Annotated in this window: 17 protein-coding genes, 1 tRNA gene and 1 other annotated feature; of the genes, 3 read left to right on the top strand and 15 right to left on the bottom strand. The window is 56.7% G+C overall.

Annotated elements, in window-relative coordinates; genetic code table 11:
• Positions 1-318: 318 nt before the first annotated feature.
• The 12 genes from HY868_23455 to HY868_23400 form a co-directional block, all read right to left on the bottom strand.
• Positions 319-756, bottom strand: a complete 438-nt coding sequence (locus tag HY868_23455; GenBank protein ID MBI5305108.1) for an ester cyclase — start codon at positions 754-756, stop codon at positions 319-321.
• A 258-nt stretch (positions 757-1,014) separates the two neighbouring features.
• The gene (locus tag HY868_23450) at positions 1,015-1,371 is read right to left on the bottom strand and encodes a VOC family protein (protein MBI5305107.1); all 357 of its coding nucleotides are present in this window, start codon (positions 1,369-1,371) and stop codon (positions 1,015-1,017) included.
• A gap of 494 nt (positions 1,372-1,865) precedes the next feature.
• Entirely contained in the window at positions 1,866-2,339 is a 474-nt protein-coding gene (locus tag HY868_23445) for a hypothetical protein (protein MBI5305106.1), read from the bottom strand.
• Positions 2,340-2,709: 370 nt separating this feature from the next.
• Positions 2,710-2,783, bottom strand: a tRNA-Pro gene (locus tag HY868_23440).
• Positions 2,784-2,919: 136 nt separating this feature from the next.
• A complete protein-coding gene (locus HY868_23435; protein MBI5305105.1) occupies positions 2,920-4,212 on the bottom strand; it encodes a class I SAM-dependent RNA methyltransferase in 1,293 nt (430 codons plus the stop codon).
• 81 nt (positions 4,213-4,293) lie between these two features.
• The gene (gene serS, locus HY868_23430; GenBank protein ID MBI5305104.1) at positions 4,294-5,559 is read right to left on the bottom strand and encodes a serine--tRNA ligase; all 1,266 of its coding nucleotides are present in this window, start codon (positions 5,557-5,559) and stop codon (positions 4,294-4,296) included.
• 144 nt (positions 5,560-5,703) lie between these two features.
• Positions 5,704-5,912: a binding site (T-box leader), on the bottom strand.
• 53 nt (positions 5,913-5,965) lie between these two features.
• Entirely contained in the window at positions 5,966-6,847 is an 882-nt protein-coding gene (locus tag HY868_23425) for a hypothetical protein (protein ID MBI5305103.1), read from the bottom strand.
• Positions 6,848-6,850: 3 nt separating this feature from the next.
• Positions 6,851-8,248, bottom strand: a complete 1,398-nt coding sequence (locus HY868_23420; GenBank protein ID MBI5305102.1) for an undecaprenyl-phosphate glucose phosphotransferase — start codon at positions 8,246-8,248, stop codon at positions 6,851-6,853.
• Positions 8,245-9,153, bottom strand: a complete 909-nt coding sequence (locus tag HY868_23415; protein MBI5305101.1) for a glycosyltransferase family 2 protein — start codon at positions 9,151-9,153, stop codon at positions 8,245-8,247. The genes HY868_23420 and HY868_23415 overlap by 4 nt, the downstream gene beginning before the upstream one ends.
• Positions 9,154-9,429: 276 nt before the next feature.
• Positions 9,430-9,723, bottom strand: a complete 294-nt coding sequence (locus tag HY868_23410) for a GYD domain-containing protein (protein ID MBI5305100.1) — start codon at positions 9,721-9,723, stop codon at positions 9,430-9,432.
• Between the two features lie 114 nt (positions 9,724-9,837).
• A complete protein-coding gene (locus HY868_23405; protein MBI5305099.1) occupies positions 9,838-10,932 on the bottom strand; it encodes a hypothetical protein in 1,095 nt (364 codons plus the stop codon).
• Positions 10,933-11,026: 94 nt separating this feature from the next.
• Complete coding sequence (locus HY868_23400) at positions 11,027-11,746, bottom strand: hypothetical protein (GenBank protein MBI5305098.1); 720 nt, start codon at positions 11,744-11,746, stop codon at positions 11,027-11,029.
• Positions 11,747-12,083: 337 nt separating this feature from the next.
• On the opposite strand from HY868_23400, the gene HY868_23395 reads away from it, so the two are divergent.
• Positions 12,084-13,046 (top strand): hypothetical protein, encoded by a 963-nt coding sequence (locus tag HY868_23395; GenBank protein ID MBI5305097.1) that lies wholly within the window; start codon positions 12,084-12,086, stop codon positions 13,044-13,046.
• A gap of 30 nt (positions 13,047-13,076) precedes the next feature.
• Positions 13,077-14,210 carry a hypothetical protein gene (locus HY868_23390; GenBank protein ID MBI5305096.1) on the top strand — a complete coding sequence of 378 codons (1,134 nt, stop codon included), beginning with the start codon at positions 13,077-13,079 and terminating at the stop codon, positions 14,208-14,210.
• Positions 14,211-14,298: 88 nt separating this feature from the next.
• Here the strand turns inward: HY868_23390 and HY868_23385 are convergent, their stop codons facing one another.
• The 3 genes from HY868_23385 to HY868_23375 form a co-directional block, all read right to left on the bottom strand.
• Positions 14,299-15,639 carry a TldD/PmbA family protein gene (locus tag HY868_23385; protein MBI5305095.1) on the bottom strand — a complete coding sequence of 447 codons (1,341 nt, stop codon included), beginning with the start codon at positions 15,637-15,639 and terminating at the stop codon, positions 14,299-14,301.
• Between the two features lie 89 nt (positions 15,640-15,728).
• Complete coding sequence (locus tag HY868_23380) at positions 15,729-17,183, bottom strand: TldD/PmbA family protein (GenBank protein MBI5305094.1); 1,455 nt, start codon at positions 17,181-17,183, stop codon at positions 15,729-15,731.
• Between the two features lie 73 nt (positions 17,184-17,256).
• Positions 17,257-17,652 (bottom strand): thioesterase family protein, encoded by a 396-nt coding sequence (locus HY868_23375; GenBank protein ID MBI5305093.1) that lies wholly within the window; start codon positions 17,650-17,652, stop codon positions 17,257-17,259.
• Positions 17,653-17,904: 252 nt separating this feature from the next.
• On the opposite strand from HY868_23375, the gene HY868_23370 reads away from it, so the two are divergent.
• On the top strand, positions 17,905-18,933 hold the full coding sequence (locus tag HY868_23370) for a hypothetical protein (protein MBI5305092.1): 1,029 nt from the start codon (positions 17,905-17,907) through the stop codon (positions 18,931-18,933).
• The last annotated feature ends 145 nt before the right edge of the window (positions 18,934-19,078 follow it).

Here is a 19,078-nt window from a genome sequence, read left to right as displayed (position 1 = left end):
GGGATTGACCCAACGAATTATTCCGAAAAAATGGTCCTCGTGGTTCACCTGCTCAAATTCATCATATTTTCAAGGAACAAATTTGAATTAAGGCAACTCAAAAATTCGGGCATTTTGGGAAATGGTTCATCACCCCAGGGTCTGGCTAACGGTCGGGTTCAGGCGCGTTGCGGCGCGCAGCGGAGCAACGTCGCCTGCAACCCGGTGTAAGCCCGCTCTCCGAGTGCATAGCCCCACGCTTGGCTTCGCATATCGGCACCTCTGCTAACACCCCGGTTGAAAAAGTGACGTGCTCCGCTTGCAACCGCGGCCGAGTATCTAACTTCCGCTTGCTCCGGGCGTGGGGATAGCGCCAAGTTGCTGCATCATACCCATGCTATCCATCTGGCCCCAATGTTCCACAAACTTGCCCCCAGCAATGCGGATGATGTCGATCACTCCAAAGGATACGCGCTTGCCGGTCGGCGGAACGCCCATAAACTCGCCCTTATGGGTGCCGGTCCAGGTCTGACGGATTACCACCTTGTCGCCTTCGGCGACAATATCGTCTATCGTGGCTTTGAAGTCTGGGAAGGCGCTGCGCAACATGGTAGTCAACTGTTTGACGCCCTCACGATCACGCGGTATTCCGGGTGGGAGTTCTTCGCGTTCAACGAAGTCGGGTGCCAAGAACTCGTCGATCCGACTCATGTTTCCCCGGTTGAAGGTTTCCTCCACCATTTGACGGACTAACGCTTTGTTCTGTTCTGTTGACATTGGTTATTCTCCTTGTCCCCTTTGGGGACTGTGTGTGTGAATGGGGTGCGATTCCTAGCGAGTCGCACCACGGTTGCAGAAACGATATGAGAGCAGTTCAGGTCTTTCGTTGAGCTCAGCAGCACGGAGAGGATCGCCTCGAACAGTTGCCAACCCAAACGCCGGATGAAGAGATCGGTCAGTTACACGCGGCTACGCCGCGTCTGCTGCAGCGAAGGGTTGACCGGCGCTCAATTTTGTAAGCGACCCGACTTGATGTCACATCGGGCTTACTAATTGAAAATAGTTTCCATCCAGATCGGCTAGCGTCGCAATCCAGGCGCCTCCCATTTCATAGGGCTCTTTTATGACCACGCCGCCGAGGGCTTTAATTCTTGCAAACTCCTCTTTGACCTGCGGGGTTTCAAAGTTGAACATCACGCGTCCAGGATCTTTTGCATTACCCCCCATGGCGGAATGCTCTAATACGGAAAAGAACCCACTTTCCAATTGCCATCCCCAAAAACCATTCGTCTCATCAACCATATCCGCTGGCTTTCCTAGAACCTTATCATAGAAGGCAGCTAACACTTTGGGTTGTTCCGTTCCGATCATGATGGAATTTAGTTTCAACATACTGAGCGCATCCTTTCTGCAAGCAAATTGGTGAAACCCAGCTGGAGAACCTGGGTCTAAGATTAGAAACAGGCAAAATGGGGTCGAGTAAATTCGAACCTGCCTATTAATAAGCTCGCCGGATTATACAGCCGATTCGAACGGAAAGGTCGGCAATTGCATTAGAAGTCTATATGGGAAAAAGTGCTTGTATTGGGATGCTTCAGTCACAACAAACCAAATTGATAGTATGCCTTCACCTCCGAATCAATAATCATTTCTGACCCAGGTCAAAAAGCGAAAAGCGGAGTTTCTCAACTCCGCTTTTCGCAATAATGTTGCAGTTCATTCGGGGCGAATGGGCTTGAACCAATCTCACTGTATTCTGCCAACTGACCCAGGGTTTATTAGATATTGAGTCAGTTATGATTGGGGCGAGACGACTTGGACTTGCTTGTTGTCAATCAAGGGATTACGGCAACATCAGGTCGGTTCATTTATTGGGTGCAGAGGCTCTATCGTATAGTTGTCAAGGTGGGAGTAGCTGTGGGTTTTGATCCCGTCCTTATATTCATAGGTACAAAGAGCCAGTCTTGCCTAGTGGCAATTGCTGTAGCAGTTGCCTTTGATTCAGCTGCTCCCTTTTTGAGTGCTTCTTGTGTAGCCTGTAGCTGAATTTGTTGTTGAGCAATTGCTGTGCTTGTGGGAGCAATTCCAATATTGCTTGCTTGCAAGGTTGCACTTCGAGATTGCACTTCAAGTTGTTTTTCTAAATTGCTTATTATGCTGGCTTCGTATTGCCGCAAAATCACATATTCGGTAGCTTGTGCCCTGCTTTGTTGTTCAGTGTTCGTCACACTCTGGACAAGCTGAAGGATAGTTACTACAAGACTGCATATGGTTACCAAGCCAATAAATCCTCCTACTGCTTCAAGTGAAGTCCTCACGGATGGTTGCTTGGAAAATCTGCTCAATTGCTTCTTGCCCATTGAATCGTCTCCTTAATCTATGCACTCGCTCATTGATCCAAATAGGTCAGGAATACTATCCAAAATTAGGACTATATTCCCACTTGCATTCCCTTGTTTGAATTCTTGGAAAGACAATAGCATTAGTGGCGAGGATAGACAATAGTACCAAAGCAATGGGAGTACCGATGGGGGATGACATGACTTGAGGTTTTGAGGCAGTTCTGCAAACCTCTTGTGTTGACAGAGGTGCTTGTCTGTAGCATCAACTCCTAACCTTCGCGGGCAAGAGTGTTCCGACCTGCTTTCCGTTCACGTTTTTCTTTCGTGCCCAGATTCTGGTTATTGTAAAAAAACCCGCAGGATTTTTGAAACCCTGCGGGTCTGCTTGTCGGGGCGAATGGACTTGAACCATCGACCTCAGCGTCCCGAACGCTGCGCGCTACCAAGCTGCGCTACGCCCCGATTGCGTCCGCATTATACGCCGATTCGCGGATTTGGCAAATGAATGCGTGTTAATTTCTTTCCACGAAGAACACAAAGGACACGAAATTTTTCTCGTCTTTTTTTGTGATCTTGGTGTCCTTCGTGGGCAATATCTCTAACCAACGCGCTCGAACCAACTCACACTTTCGATGTGGTATGTATGCGGAAACAAATCCATCGGTTGCACTTCGCGCAACCGATAGCCCGCGTCCACCAATTTGCGCGCATCCCGCGCGAGCGTCGCCGGGTCGCACGAGACGTACGCCAGCGCACGCGGCGCACACGCGATAATCGCGTCGAGCGCGCGGGGCGCGATACCGGCGCGTGGCGGATCGGCGACGACGAGATCAATCGGCGTGTCGAGTTTCGGCAACACGTCCTCGACCGCGCCGACGTGAAATTCGACATTCGATAAATCGGACGCGTTCGCGCGCGCGTCGTCCACCGCGTACGGGTTCGCTTCGATTTCGATCACTTTAGCCACGCCCTTAAGGGCGTGGCTAGCGAGTGATAAACCGAACGTGCCCACGCCGCCAAACGCATCGAGCAGCGTATCCGAGGGACGTGGCGCGAGGTATTGCTCCACGAGCGCGACCAATTTTTCTGCCATCGTCGTGTTCACTTGAAAGAACGACGCAGGCGAAATGTGAAACACGCGCCCACCCAGTTTTTCTTCCAATCCGTTTTGTCCGATCAACGCGACCGTTTCGCCGCTCGGCACTTGATACGCCACCGACACAGGTTCGTCAATTTCGAGTTCGGGCGGCTCGTCGTCATTGCCTTCGAGAATCAACAATTTCTGTCCGGTCTGGGTGCCGGCGCGCAACGTCACACCCGCAAAATCCGCGCCGGCGAATTCGAGCGCGCGAAACATTTCGTCGAGCAGTGGGTGGATGATGTGACACTCGGCAATGCGGACAAGTTGATGCGATTCGAGCGCGCGCAAGCACAAGCGCCCCTCCGCGTCGAGTTGGAATTGCGCGTTATTGCGATAGCGCCACGGCTCGGTCATGCCGATCGCGTCGCGCACCGGCGCGTCCGGCAATTTGCCGATGCGCGCGAATTGCTCGCGCACAATGTCGCGCTTGAATTCGAGTTGTGCGTCGTACGCGATGTGTTGCCACTGGCAGCCGCCGCAACCCACCTCACCCCCAACCCCCTGCGCCCCCTTCCCCCTCTCCTGACGTAATTCGTCAGGAGAGGGGGTTAGGGGGTGAGGTGCAAAATGCCGACATCGCGGCGTCACGCGCGCGGGCGAGGGCGTGACAATTTCGACGAGGCGCGCGCGCGCGAAATTCTTTTTCGCTTCGATGATTTCGGCGACGACCTCTTCGCCGGCAATCGCATACGGCACGAACACGACGCGCCCGGTTTCATCGCGCCCCATCGCTTCGCCGCCCTGGGTCATTGAATTCAATTTCAGATTGACGATTTCAGATTTCAGATTTCGCCTCGCACATTACGCATCACGGCATTCGCCATCCGCGTCCTACTTGATCACAACCATCTTCGTGTAAGGTCGCAACACTTCGGGCACGACAATCGAACCATCTTTCTGTTGATAGTTTTCCATGATCGCGATCATTGTGCGCGGTATGCCTAGACCCGATCCGTTGAGCGTGTGCGCGAATTCGGTTTTCGCGCCGGCTTCGCGGCGAAAGCGAATGTTCGCGCGGCGCGCCTGGAAATCGCCGACGTTCGAGCACGACGACACTTCGAGCCACTCGTCTTGTCCGGGCGCCCACATCTCGATATCGTACGTTTTGCGCGCGGCGAAACCGATATCGCCGGTGCACAGTATCTTTACGCGATACGGGATGCCGAGTGCGGCGCAGGTGTCTTCGGCATTTTGCCGCAACGTTTCGAGTTCCGCCGCCGAATTTTCCGGCAAACAGAATTTGTACATCTCCACTTTGTCGAATTGGAAACCGCGCTTGATGCCGCGCACATCCTTGCCCGCCGACATCGGTTCTTTGCGAAAGCACGGCGTGTACGCGACGTAATGCAACGGCAGTTTTGCCGCGTCCAGGATTTCGTCTTGGTGCAACCCAGTGATCGGCACTTCGGCGGTCGGCACGAACCACGCGTCCTTTTCGACATCGTGAAATAAATTGTCGCGGAATTTCGGCAGTTGCCCCGATCCGTAGACGACGCTCTCCTTGACCATGAACGGCGGATACACTTCGTAGTACCCCTGCGCGACGTGCAAATCGAGCAACCACTGAATCAGCGCGCGTTGCAATTTCGCGCCCGCGCCGGTAAGCACGTAAAACCGCGAGCCAGCCAGTTTGACGCCGCGTTCAAAATCCAGGATGCCGAGCGCGGGACCCAAATCCCAGTGTGCCTTGGGCGCGAAATCGAATTCGCGCGGCGCGCCGACGGCACGCAGAATCACATTCTCGCTGTCGTCTTTGCCGAAGGGCACATCGTCGTCCGGGATGTTGGGTACTTGCGCGACCAGGTCGTTCAGACGCGTATCCGCTTCGCCCACGGTTTTTTCGAGGGTCTCGATATGCACGTTGATTTCGCGCACTTGTGCTTTGCGCGCTTCACGCTCCGCATCGTCTTTCATTCTGCCGATTTCTTTCGACGCAGTGTTGCGTTGCGCGCGGAGCGCTTCGAGTTCCGCGAGCGCGGTTCGTCGCGTCGTGTCCGCGTCGAGAATCGCGTCCACCATCGCGGCGTCGCCCCCGCGACGATTCAGCGAATCGCGCACACGATCGGGTTGTTCGCGGATAATGCGTAGGTCAAACATCAGGTCCTCCTGTGATTCGGTTTCCCTCAGTTCCCTTATTTCCCTTTTTTCCGTCCAACGGGAACTGAGGGAAATAAAGGAACTGAGGGAAATGAGAGAACTACGGGAACTGCGGGAACCGGTAAAATGAAAATCCTCTCCACCCCAAAGGGCGAGAGGATTCGCGGTGCCACCTTTTTTATTACGCATTATGCAATACGTAATATCTTATTATCGCGATAACGGTGCGTGCCGGTTGAACTCGTCGTTCACAACTCGAGAGTGGATTTCCGCATCGTTTCGTATCGCTTTGCACCAGCCAGCGACTCGCTGAAAGCGAACCGATGCGTACTTGTCTCTGTCGTCGTCGTTCTGCGATTCAGTTGCGGCGATTCTAGCACGGTTAGGAATAGGTGTCAAGCGCGATTTACTGCAACAACGGCGTGAGGTGCTGCGCGAGTTCCGCTTCGGTCATTACGCCTTCGACGCGATACGCGACGATGCCGCGCGTGTCAATCACATAGACCCAGGGTTCGGTCGTTAAACCGAACGCGCGCATCGCCGGATCGAGTTGCCAGTTGTTGCCCGCCGGGTTCGGCATCCCGGTGTAGACTTCGACGTGCACGAAATTCGCGCGCGCGCCGTACTCTTTTTCGAGCGCGTCCGCGATGTCGTACGCCGGCGCGCAGAAACGCGTTCGGCAAAACGCCGGCGTCGCAAACAACAGTACGGTCGGCTTGCCGCTCGCGAGGGCTTGCGCCAGGGTCAAACGATAGAATGCTGGGTTGGATTTTGGCGCGGACGAGAGCAAACTCAAATCGCCGTTCACGTCTTTCGCTGTACGCGTATTCAACGCAGGCGCGGGCTTGCCCACTTTGAGTGTCGGTGAATCGGCGAGTACCTTGAAGCCAATTCGCTTGCTCGCGGTCGTGCCGTCGCTCAAGCGCGCGGTCACTTGTACGCTCCAATCACCGGCGCGCGTAAATTCGCGTTCGTGCGCGTAAATCGTCGTCGTGCCATCGGACGTTTCGATGCGCGTGGCGTCCGCCGAGGATTCGGCGACCGGCGACGTTGCGTTGCTCACGTCGAAATATTGGAATTGGACTTGCGCGTCGTGCACCATGCCTTGCTTCGAAATCAAACCGACCGCAAAGCGATTCCAACCCAGGACGATCTCGGAAGGTACGAGCACTACTTGCAATGAATCGGGTGAATCTGTGGGTGTTCTTTGCGTGACCAGCCGGTCGAAGACAGCGTAGCCGACCAGGATCGCGATAAAAATAAAGAACGGCAATATTTTTTTGAGCATCTATTAGATCGCGTTCGGGTCGCGCAAAAAACGAAGCAGCGTGACGATCATGATTTTGAAATCGAGCCACAGCGACCAATGCTCGACGTAGTACAGATCGTACTTGGTGCGTTCCCAAATGGATGTGTCGCCGCGCAAACCGTTGACCTGCGCCCAACCGGTGATGCCGGCTTTTTCGCGATGACGTTCCATATAGCGCGGTACCATTTGCCGGAATTGTTCGACGAAGACCGGGCGCTCCGGTCGCGGACCGACCAGACTCATGTGACCCAGGAACACGTTGATGAACTGCGGCAATTCGTCGAGCGAGTACCGGCGCAGAAACGCCCCGACGCGCGTGCGCCGCGGGTCGTCTTGTTTCGCCCACACCGGTCCGGTCGTGTCTTCCGCGCCCACGCGCATCGAGCGAAATTTCAAGCACGGGAATGGTTTGGCGTCGAGTCCCATTCGCTCTTGCCAGTACATCGCCGGACCGCGCGAATCGAATTTGACGAGCAGCGCGATGAAGAACATCATCGGCGAAATGAACACGAGCACAATCGCGCTGATCAAAATATCCACGATGCGTTTCACCGTCAAGCGCCAGCCGCGCATCGCGACATCGCGCATCGTGAGTAGCGGCAAGCCGTTGAGATCGCCGATGTTCACTTCGGATGCCATCAGTTGGAACACATCGGGAAACACTTTGATACTGACGCGCCCGTCTTCGCAACGCGAAATCACGGAGAGCAAATCCTGGTGGCTCGACTCCGGCAACGCGATAATGACTTCATCAACGCGATGCGTTTCGACGACCGCGCCCAGTTCCTCGACCTTGCCGATGACCGGCAAGCCGAGCACCGATTGACCGACGCGCTCATCGTCCAGGACGCCGATCAGGCGATAGCCCAACTGGGGCGACACGCGAATTTTCTCAAAGATGATTTGCCCCGCTTCACCCGCGCCGACGAGCAACACGCGCGATTCGCCCCACCCGCGCGCGTGCAACATCGAACGCGTTGTGTGATGCGCGATGCGCCCCAATCCGATCAGCACGAGCGCGCACGCCCAAAAATAGACGATCATCATCCGGGGATAATCAATATCGTTACGATAGACGAACGCGGTCAGCGCCGTGCCAACGATGACGCCAATCGAGACGGCGGAGAACACCGCGTAGAGTTCGTCGAGGCGCGTGACGCCGCGTTGCAGGTGATACAATTTGTAGAAAAAGAACACGAGGTTGAGCGCGACGACGCTGAGGAGCATCATGCCGACGTAACTCGCGAACGGCGGCACGACCGCGTTCGGCGTCGTTTCGCGCGGGCGCAGCATGTACGCGAGAAAGAACGCGAGGCACGTCATGGTCACGTCGGTCGCGAGGAGCGTGGCGGTAAAAAAGACTTGTGCGTGGCGTTTCATGCTCGTAGCTCCGCGCGATTCGGCGAGGACGGCAGGGGGTGCATCATTTCGCGCACGAGTGTGCGCCCGCCTTTGAACGCGAGTCCGAGCACGATGAGCCAATGGATCAGGAACGGCGTCGTCGCGCGATAATGTTTGCGATAAAAAAAATAACCGGCGCGCCAAAATTCATACTGGGCGCGCGCCGACTGCTTACTCGATTCGCGTTTGTAATGCAACACCGTCACCGCCGGATTGTAGACCACGCGCCAGCCCTGGCGTTTGATGCGCAGCGCCAGGTCGAGGTCTTCGCCGTACATGAAATACAATTCGTCGAGCAAGCCGACTTGAAGCAAGGCGACCGTTCGCATCAGCATAAACGCGCCGACGACCGAATCCACTTCCGCCATTTGGTTTTCGTCGAGATACGTGAGATTGTAACGCCCAAAGCGCGGGTCTTTGGGAAATAATCGCGTCAGACCGAGCACATGATAGATCGAAAGTTCCGGCGTGGGAAAACTGCGGCGACACGCGAGATCGAGCTGACCGCTTGCCATCACGAGTTTGGGACCGGCAATGCCGACTTGAGGATGCGCGTGCATAAACGCGCTCATCTGCGCGAGCGCGTCCGGCGGCACGACGGTATCGGGATTGAGCAAGAGCATGTACGGCGGCGCGGGGTCGCGCGCGAGAATCGCGCGCAAGCCGAGGTTGTTGGCGTACGAGTACCCGCCGTTCTGGTCGCTCACGATGAGATGAATGTTCGGGAATTCCGCGCGCACCATCGCGGCGCTCCCGTCCCTGGAGCAATTGTCCACCACGTAGGTTTCAAATTCAACGCCGCGATTTTCGGCAAGCGATTGCAGACAATCGCGCAAGCGCTCCCGCGTGTTGTAGCTGACGATCACAATTCCCAAATCCATCACGCTGGCGATTCTAGCACAATCTTAATGGCGGGTCAAAAATAAATGCCACGCGGATGGCAGATGAGCCATCCGCGTTGGTTGTGATGTGCGTCCGCGAAGTACACTTCAATAACAAGGATGCGTGTGAGGGAGGCGCACCAGCGTTTTCCAATCGAACGGTGATTCATCCTTGCAAAGGTTTGAAGGCGTTCTTCGCTCGGATTCGAATTTGTGGTCGTTGCGCGATTCCCCGGATACGTGATGGATAACCTTCGCAAAGATGGGCTGAACAACTGCTCATGGCAGAGCCGCAATGATCTTCCGATATTCATCCTCTGTGAACGCGCGCAGCGTCTCGGTGCGAACGTTGCCTAGCGCACCAATCGCGAGAGCCAGCTTGGCGGTGGTCTCGTCGTCGGGCGCTTCGGCGATGACGACCGCGTCATACTGCCCCATCACCAAGTACCACTGTTTCAACTCCGCGCCCATTGCTTTGAATGCTTTTTTTGCCGCGTCGAGCCGCGCCGGACTATCCTTGATATTCTGGGCGCCTTGTTGCGTGTAACGCACCATTATGATGTAGGTAGCCATGGTCTTGTCTCCTTTCTTTATTCCTGGGCGCCTCCCTCAATACCTTGCCGCATTGTGACCAGAGAATTTCGGTGAACGTACCACGCGACTGGGTCAATCGCCCAAGCCGTTGGTTCAACGCTTTTCAACCCGGAACGACGTAACCTGATCGTTCATGCTGTACGGTCCCAGGTAACTCTTGCTGAGATTTGGATTGTCATCGTCAACTCGCACGCAATCCGTTTGACCTCCGTGCATGCAGATCACCACGCGCACATTCGCGCCGACCTTGACCGATGACAGAGTATCGTTGGGAATTCCCATCTGCTCGGCGTTGTCGTATCTACCAATGTCTTTGACGACGCACTGACCTTTATAATCCCAGTCCACGAAGAATGCGGCTTGATCGGGACCGGGCGTGCAGTACTGAATTGCCGTCGCGATGAAATGACCGCGCTGGTCATTATACACGTCGAATTGTCCGTACTTGCCGGAGGATTGGAGCGACGCGAGATGTCCAAACCCGACACTCTGCACGCGCCAATCTCGCCAGATGATTCCAAAGCCATCCGTTTGAACGACCGGGTCGGCAAACAGAATTTTGTCCGGTTCGGAAGACGCGACCGAACGGTCCAACCACGCACATTGCCCAGCTTGGAAACTCCCAATGTACTCGCGCTGATATCCTGCTCGATAAGTCGCTTTGTCAAACGCGATCTGCAATTGGGGCTTGGGCAAAAAAGGTGAACTCGAAAGATACGTGAATACCAGGTTATCACCTCCGCGACAGACCAGAGGATAACTTTTTACCGGAGGAGCTGTGCTGGCGCGTAAGGTTGGAGGATTCACGGTTAGCCCGGATTGTTTTACGCCGGCTTGGGCGGATTGCGCTCGGCACTGTTTGAGCTGTTCGGCGTCATCAACCGCCTCGTTCAGTCGTCCAACGCAGTAGGCAAGCGCGTCATAGACTTCTTTGGCATGTTCACTGCTTTGCGCCATTCGAACAGGATTGCGCTCCATGTACGCTTTCAGGTACAGCGCCGCGTCCACACAGTTCGTTGGGTAGAAATTGTAAGCGCGATTAAACAATTCATCGTCGGATAAACCACTCTGGGCATACACCGTGACGCGCGGCAAGAGCAGAACGAATCCAACGACCACCACCCCTCCGGCGAGAACACCTTTGAGGAAACTCCTGAGGTGCTCCACTCGGAAAGCGATCCTTTTCATCTCTCCCTCCTCTCCAGAGTCGCGACTCGCGCGAGACCTGGACGTTGGCGACACGAAATCCAATTCACACAATCGGAAGGACAAACACGCGAGTTTACTTGCCCAAAGTAGGCGCGGCGCTCGGTAGAGATGGAGTGCTGGTAGTCAATGGTTTCAAGATCGGGATGGCAGAGGGGTTGGGAGCAGACACAAGGTCTGGGCTGGTCAAATAAATCCGCGCGTCCTGAACGGCGACTTCGTCACGATCCACAATCGTGGCAAACATCAAGATGACACCCAGCACGGCGAGGATGATGCCGGGCGACGCGCTCTTGAGAGAAAAATCCATCGCGGACCATTTGCCCGCAATTTCCGAAAGCGGTTCTTGCAGTTTGCCGAGAATGAAAGACGCGCCGACCAAAGCCAGGATCATGCCGGTGGTAAAGCCAAGATAGCGTAGCCACAGATTGGAAATGAGCGACACGCCGGCTTGATGATACCGACGCACCACGACGTACGCCTCCAGGGTCGTCAGGTACTCCAATTTACGCGCCGCCATTTGTTCCTCGGTGGACATGCTTTCCTGGATAGGAGACGCGCTGCCGGGTGAGCGCAATTCAATGTCGGGGATTTGCAGGATATTCCAGTTCAGGTACGCCAACTGGATAAACGTCGTGACGAAGAAGAAAATAGTCAGCCCAACCAGAATACCCGTCATCGTCGGCAGAAGCCGTTCCTGCCAATCGTGGGACGATCTTTTCGTCTGTGCCGATGTTTCACTCGTGGAGGAAGTCGAGGTTTCGGAAGGGATCGAACTCGGTGGTTGGGATGCCATAGTTGCTCCTTTGCATCTTGGCTCAACCGTGACCTGGAAAGAGGACCTATCGAAACGATGTGACTTGGCGCAATGCGACGCCAGGATCCGGCACTACACTTATCATACACCCGATTTGCGTGATGTCAATAAGTAGACCCAGGTGTTTACATCTCTGAATCGGCATCGCATGAATTTCACGCTTCGTGTGGCGCGTGTCGCGCTTGGCGCCGAAACTGGATCGCGTGGACTGGCGTGGCGAGCAGGTTGCCCGCCCGCTTCGCGCGCGAAGACACTTTGTGTAAATATCAGAGGAACGCGCGTTGCCAAAAACAATTTTTCGCGGTAAACTGCGCTCATGAAAAAACTTGCGCCTCTTTTCATGTGCCTCGCGATTTTGTTGGTCGCGTGTAGCGCTCCGGCGACCCCGCCGCCGGAACCTTCCCCCACCATCGCGATCAACGCGTTCCCGACGAGCGCGCCAACCATCGCCCCCGTGCCGCCAACCGCGCCAGCCACCGCTGCGCGGACGCCGCAACCGTCGCCCCAGGTCGCAGTGAACACACCACTCGTTACCGTCATCGTCACGCCCGTGCGCCTGCCGACTGGCGCAGTCACGCCGTCCATCGTGCCGCCGACACCGAGCGCGGTTGGCAACGCGCTCAAGAAAACCCAAGCCGCGCAGATTTATCGTGTGACGTTGGGGGTAAACGTCAAATCCGGCAATACACCGTTCGCGCTCAATCTCAAAGGCGAAGTGGCTGGGAGCGACACGCATTATGCGTACCAACTCGGCAACGAACAAATCGAACTGACGACGATGCAAGGCAAATACTATGTCAAAGGCGCGCGCAGTCTGGGTCTGCCGACCACGACCAAGTGGTACATCGTCACGCCCGATCTCGCCGACGCGGCGCGTCCGCCGTTCACGCCGGACGATGTGCTCGACGATTTCACGCAACAAGCCGGCGCGGCGATCTATCAAGCCGCCGCGCGCGAACAACTCGACGGACAGAATTGCCAGGTGTGGCGCGCGACGCCGAAAAATTTCAACGAGACCGGGATTGGCAATTTGCTCGGCGCGGGATTGGAGACGAGTCCGTTCGGCGTGCTCGACCAAGCCGAAGTCAAGTTGTGGGTGTGCGATGACGGCATCGCGCATCAATTGAGCATTCAGGTAGACGCGCACAACACGCGTCGCGCGACTGAAAAGGGTTCGGCGCAATTGACGTTGCGCTTGCAAGATATTGGCAACAGCGCGATCAAGATCGGCGCGCCCGTCGGCGCGGAACCGTACCAACTGCGTGTGCCAACACCGTGATATTGAAACCAACCAACTGAGGAGGAAATTATGAGCGCCCAATCTGTAAGCAATCAACCACCCAACGCGCCGCCGCCGGAAGATTTACCGGCAGCAGAGCGCATCACGCCCGCGCCCAAACCCCAATCGCGTTCGCGATTATTTATGGGCATCGCCGCGGGTTGTCTCGTCGTGGTGTGTTTGTGCTGCGTTGGCAGCGCCGTCGCGATCACCCAACTACCCGCATTGGGAGAACCGATCATCAACGTGTTGGGAGACGTACTGCCCGAACCAGTCCGCGCGTTGATCGCGCAAACGACGCCGACGCGCGCGCCCATCGTTGCGCCGACGCGAGGAATCGGCTTGCCCCCCGCGACCGGCATCGCGCCGATTGCCAAGCCGTCAGTCGTCACGCAACCCACGCGTCAAGCGCAACCCACAACGCAAGCGCAACCAACTACCGGCGGCGGACAAGCGGTCATCGGCAATCCGTTCGCGGATGCCGCGGCAAAAGCAAAGTCCGCGCAAAAGTACCGCATCGAATCGAGTTTTCTCATCGGTTCGACGACGAACGGCAAATACGAAGAGCAGCCCTTTATGGATATGAAGGGCATGGTGGACGGCAAAAATTCCCAGTTCGAAATCAAAGGCGCGCTGATGGGCATGCTGTCCGGTGGTGGCGCGCTCGAAGTGATGCAAGTGGATGGCAAATCGTACATGCGCGGTATGTCGTTCATGGGCATGGATCCAAAAACGTGGTACATCCAAAAAGACTCGTCCACCACCGCGAGCGCCGACGCGTTTGCCAAGCCGGATTACTTTGATAACTTGACGAACAGCGCCAAAGCCGGCGAAATCAAAAAAGTTCGCAGTGAATCGGTGGACGGGCAATCGTGCGATGTGTACCTGTACGATTACAAGTCCATGCAGAATTCCGCCTTTACGGCTTTGATGGGTTCGGCGAAAGACAAGGAAGATTTCTCCGCAGTGGACAAGGGCGAGATGTTCATCTGGCTCTGCGGCGACGGCTACGTCCACAAGTTCACGTTCGATTTCCAAGCGCACAACGCCAAAGACCCGAATGAAAAAGGCGCGCTGAAAATGAACGGGCACATGTGGGATTTCAATAACGCCGCGATCAAAATCACCGCACCGGCGAACGCCAAACCGTTCCCCGGTCAATAAAAATGTAGAGACGACCCAGCGGGTCGTCTCTTTTTTTTCGAGCGCCGTCAGAATCCAGGTTTCTTCAAGAAACCTGGATTCTCTTCCGTTACTGCGTCACACCGGTAAACCGGAATCCATCAATCAACAACGCCGGCATTCGCCGCGACGCGTTGCTCCAATCGTTGTATGCGAGTTTCGTCTCACGGCTGATCGCGCGTACATGATTCAACGCGTCGAGATAGCTCGTCGTGAAGCGCAGGTTCTTGAGCGGACGCGTCACCTCGCCGTTCTCGATGAGGAACGTGCCGTCGCGCGTCATCCCAGTGATAAGCAGTTTGAGCGGATGCACTGGACGCGTGTACCAAAAGCGCGTGACCCAGATGCCGCGCGCGACGTTCTTGATGAGTTCGCGTTTCGGCGTGTTGCCCGCCGCCATCTGCAAGTGCATCGCCATCGGTCCCATCGAGTTCGGCGCGGGCAGCGAATGCCCGGTCGAAGTTTTGCCCTCGCGTTGCGCGGTCAGCGTATCGTACACCACGCCGCGCGCGATGCCGTCCTCGATGAGCATCACTTTTTGGCGCGGCACACCTTCAAAATCGAAGGGCAACGCGATCAGGTCCGACGCCGTGCCGTCATCCCACAGCGTTACGTTCTCGCCCATCACGCGCTCGCCCAGCTTGCCTTTCATAAACGATCGCTCTTCTTGCACCGCGAGCGCGGAGAACGCGAGGAACGCGGAAAAATTCAGAATGTCTTCGACCGCGTGCTCTTCGAGCAAAACCGTGTACTCGCCCGGCTCGATGGTTTGCGGGTTGCGCGATTTCAACGCCTTGTCAATCGCTTCGTCCGCGAGCGCGTCCGGGTTGATCGTGCTCGCGTCCGCGCTCGTGTGTGCGGCATACCCCGACCCGGTATCCGCCATCATCACCGTGTTGAGGTCGGCGACCGTCCCAGGATGATACGCGAACACGCCGAGCGAATTCGCCGCCGCGATTTCGAACGCGGTCGTACTGAACGCGCCTGCGGCGACTACGTTTTTCGCTTTCGCTTTTTTGCAAAACACGTTCACGATCTGGGCGCGCTGTTCCGGCGAGTAGTTCGCGGTGCGCTCGACAAATGCCTGGACGGTTTGCGCCGGTTGCGGCGCGGGGAGTGATTGGAAATCTGGATTCTCGCGTTGCAGCTGCGCGATGGCGCGCGCGGTATCCAGCGTGCGCTTGAGCGCCTCTGGCTCAAGATCGTTCGACGACGCGACGCCGATCTTTTTGCCGTACACGACGCGAATCCGCACGTCGGTGTTCGTCTCGGCAACATTTTGGTGAATTTGCGAATTCGCAAAACGCGTCAGCGCGGAATCGGTGCCGGTAAAAACCACTTCGGTTTGATCGGCGTGGGACATGCCGAGAATTTGTTGTGTAAGTTCGCGGACTTTATCAATGCCTAGCATAGTGACTCCAATCGAGTTCCCTCATTTCCTTCATTTCCCTTCGTTCCATTTCATACAGGAAATACGGGAAAAGAAGGAAATGAGGGAAATTATTTGACGACTCCCACCCGCACATTGCGAAACCGCGCGGGCGACGTGCCGTGCCCGGTGTGCGCGATCTGCGGCGGTTGTCCCTTGCCGCAATTCGGCGTACCCCACACAACCCAGGATGCTTCGTTGCCGACCGCGTCGCACGCGTTCCAAAATTCCGGCGTGATGCCGGTGTACGTCGCGTTCTTGAGCATTCGCGTTTTCTTGCCGCCCTTGATCTCCCACGCCAGCTCGGTGCCGAATTGAAAATTGAGCCGCTTGTCGTCAATGCTCCACGAACGATTCGTCTCCATCCAAATCCCGTCGTCCGTGTCCGCGATCAGATCCGCGACCGCCCACGTGCCGGGCATCAGACTGACGTTCGTCATTCGCACGATGGGCGTGCGACTCCACCCGTCCGCGCGCATCGTCCCGTTCGACTGACCCAGTTTCAATTCTTGCGCGGTCTCGCGGCTCGTGAGATAGCCAACAAAAATTCCGTTTCGTACAATCTCGGTCTTTTGCGCGGGCACGCCTTCGTCGTCGTAGCCGAACGTGCCCAGCCCGCCGACAATCGTCGCGTCGGCGGTGATATTGACGACTTCGGAGCCGTAGCGAAAGCGTCCCAGTTTTTCCGGCGTGAGGAACGACGTGCCGGCGTAGGCGGCTTCACTGCCCAGCACGCGATCCAACTCGATCGGATGTCCGCACGATTCGTGAACCTGCAACGCGAGTTGCGACGAATCGAGAATGATCGTCGCCGCGTCGTAACTGGGGCACGCATCGGCTTTGAGCAACGCGACCGCTTCCTCGCCGACGCGCGCCGCGTTCTCGGCGAGTTTTTGTTCGAGGACGAACTCGTACCCGCGCGTTACCTGGTTGCGTCCGCCGGCGTTCGGGTACGAACGCACTTGCACTTCGCCGGTTTGCAAATCGGTCGCCAGCGCGACGATGCCGCAACCGCTCTCGACGAGTTCCTGGTCAATCAAACTGTCTTCGGTGGACGCGAAAATTTTATTCTCGCGGACGAACGCCATCTCGGCGCGCGCGACCTTGACGCCGGGCACGCGGCGCATTTCCGCGTCCGCTTTAAGCAGCAGATCAATTTTTTGCGCCATCGAAACGGTGAACGGATCAATCTTGATCGGCGTGACGTACGATCCTTGCACCGAGATGGGTGCGCCAATGTTCACGTCGCGCGATTTGCCCATCGCGCTTGCGCGCGCAATCGCAATCGCTTGTGCGACGATGCGGTCCATCTCTTTGCCTTCGAGGCGCGAACTCGATGCGAAACCCCACGCGCCGTTCACGATCACGCGCACGCCAAACCCTTGCGTCTCGTCTTGCTCCAATCCTTCGACCTTGCCATTCTTGACGGCGATGCGCTGCACATCGCGTTTGACGATGCGCACGTCCGCGTAACTTGCGCCGCGCATCTGCGCCATATTCAACGCGCGTCCGGTCAGGTCCTTCATTCCGCCTCCCTTGCCAGAAATCAGTGTTCAGTGTTCAGTCACCGAACACTGGACACTGAACACTGAATACTGTTTACTGTTTACTTTTCGCCGCCAGTCGTTCCCTAAACCGCGCGTCGTCAATCACCGCGCGCATGTGCGTGCCTTCGCCGATCATTTCCTGGTCGTCCCATGCCTCGACCTTGAACGTCACGCGTCGTCCTTCGACCGCGAGTAGCTCGGCGCGCGCGCGCACGGTCATCCCAACCGGCGTCGCGGCGAGATGCTTGACATTCACCTCGACGCCGACGGACGTTTGCCCCGGCGCAAGGCAAGGTTGCATTGCGGTCGCGCCGGCGTTCTCCATCAACGCGATCATCGCGGGAGTCGCGTACGCGGGCACAAAGCCACTGCCGTACACCGCCGCGGTCTGCGCGTCGGTGACAACCTGGGATGATTCGCCCGCCAAACCGGGTTTCAGTTCTGGCATCGTTCCACCTCGCAACAGAATGGAAAACGACTGGGCGCGTCGTCGTGTCCAGTCGTCAGCATTCTAACAGAAAACCCGGATTGTCACAAACCGGTAGAGAACGCTTGCTGTAGCGTTCCTGCGCTGAAATGGAACGGAGCAGTGTCCGTTGCCTACGCAGGTGACGCGCGTCACTGCGATTGAGGACGATTGGCACTGGTCGCGCGAAGGCATCGTGGTAAAATGGTGAAAGTCGCCAAGAAGGAGCATGAGATGAAAACGATTTTGATTTCGATGTTGATGTTGTTTGCATTCGCGCTCACCGCGTGCGCGCAAAAGCCGGCACTGACACCCGCGCTCGTGTCGCCGGCAGTCGAAGAGGATTTGGACGCGCGTGGATTTGTGAACAGCGCGGACGGTAAATTGCGCGTGAGCGGCAAGGGACCGTTCTTGCTCGCGTTGAATCGCATGAGCAATCCGCCCGCCGCGCCGGCGGGCTGGGAATTCGCGGGACCCGTGTTCGACATCACCGCGCGCGATCGGCAACAACGCCCGGTGCGTCAATTCGCCGCGCCGCTCGCGTTGCGTTTCGACATCGCGGAAAATCGTCCGTTGACCATTTTGGTGCACACCGAATCCGGTTGGCAAGTTGTGCCAAGTGAAATTGACGCAGAAGGTAAACTGACCGCGAACGTGGATCACCTGACGCCGTACACCATCGGTGCGCCGGCATCGGCGGGCAACGCGCGCGGTTCGATCACACGCGTGCCGACGATCACACCCGGCGCGCGCGTGACCGTGACTGCTGTGCCCGCTTCGTCGAGTGACGCGGCAAGCGCGCTCAAGATCGCGGCGGAAGCGTTGAAACAAAAGACGGTCAAGATTACCGGTGCGGCAGGATACACGGGTGGATTGTACGTCGCCGTGCCGTCCGTGTTACAGAACGCGCTCGGTTCCGCGTTGGGCGCGGGCGGGACGGCGTACTATGGTTTCTACAACGCGGTCAACGAAGTCGTCACGGTCAACGCGAGTGGTTCACGTGGCGCAACATCCGGCGCGCTCTCGCTGCTCGTCGAACCCAAGACCGCGATGCCGACGAGCGCGGACGATGCGAAGAAACAACTCGCCGCGTTGTTTCCCGGCGTGACCGCGACGTTGACACAATCGCAACAAAGCAGTTTCGTTTTCTACGGTGTGAGCGGCAACACCGCGTACTCGCTGGGGTACGTTTCGTACAACGGCGTGCCCCTGGCGTACGCGATGATGGGCACTGGGAGTTACATGTCGCTCGTGCCAAAGTGATCCCCACCCTAACCCTGGGCTGATGAACGAATGCTCAAGTAGTTGCGGGAAGTTGATCCCGTTTTTGTTCCGCAATCTTTAACAATTTTATCCGCTGGCGTCGTTGGGCTTGCACCGACTTGCCGAGTTTTTCCTGACACCACGC

Source organism: Chloroflexota bacterium, assembly GCA_016219275.1.
Lineage (GTDB): Bacteria > Chloroflexota > Anaerolineae > UBA4142 > UBA4142 > JACRBM01.
The sequence above is the reverse complement of the archived record's forward strand: the minus strand, read 5'-3'. Positions and strand labels throughout refer to the sequence as shown.